Annotated in this window: 1 protein-coding gene; it reads right to left on the minus strand. The window is 78.5% G+C overall.

Annotation, left to right across the window (positions count from 1 at the left end; translation table 11 throughout):
* Positions 1 to 734 (minus strand): PE family protein (locus tag A5673_RS01395; protein ID WP_231970778.1); only part of this gene is annotated, 734 nt, incomplete at its 3' end.
* Positions 735 to 736: the final 2 nt, after the last annotated feature.

Genomic DNA, 736 nt, shown 5'->3' on the forward strand with positions numbered 1-736 from the left:
ATGCCGCCGGTGCCGCCGGCGCCGCCGGCGCCGCCGAAGAAGCCGCCCGCACCGCCGTTGCCGCCGGCGCCGCCGCCGATGAGGCCGGTGCTGCCGATGCCACCGGTACCGCCGGCCCCGCCGGCGCCGAACAGCATGCCGCCGGCGCCGCCGCTGCCGCCGGCCCCGCCGTTGAGTCCGGAGCCGCCGACGCCGCCGACGCCGCCGTTGCCGTCCAGCAGCCCGCCCGCCCCGCCGGCACCGCCGGCCGCACCGTTGCCGAGGCTGGAGGCTCCGCCGGCACCGCCGGGCCCGCCATTGCCGAACAGGCCGGCCGAGCCGCCGCTGCCGCCCGGCTGACCGGACACTCCGGACAATCCGGACCCGCCCGCCCCGCCGTCGCCGAGCAGCCAGCCGCCGGGAGCCCCGTTTTGCCCCGTCCCCGCGGCGGCGTTGGCGCCGTTACCGATGAGCGGACGCCCGGTCAGCGCCTGGACGGGCGAATTGATGGCGCCCAGGAGCTGCTGCTGGGCGTTGGCGGCCTCGGCGGCCGCGTAGGTGCCCGCGTTGCCGCTCAGCGCCTCCACGAACTGGGCGTGAAACTGCGCGGCTTGCGCGCTGATCGCCTGGTACTCCTGCGCGTGTGAGCCGAAGATCGCCGCGATGACCGCCGACACCTCGTCGGCGCCGGCGGCGAGCACCCCGGTGGTGGGGACGGACGCCGCGGCGTTGGCCGCGCTGAGCGTCGAACCGATCC

The organism is Mycobacterium sp. E3198 (genome assembly GCF_001667015.1).
GTDB lineage: Bacteria > Actinomycetota > Actinomycetes > Mycobacteriales > Mycobacteriaceae > Mycobacterium.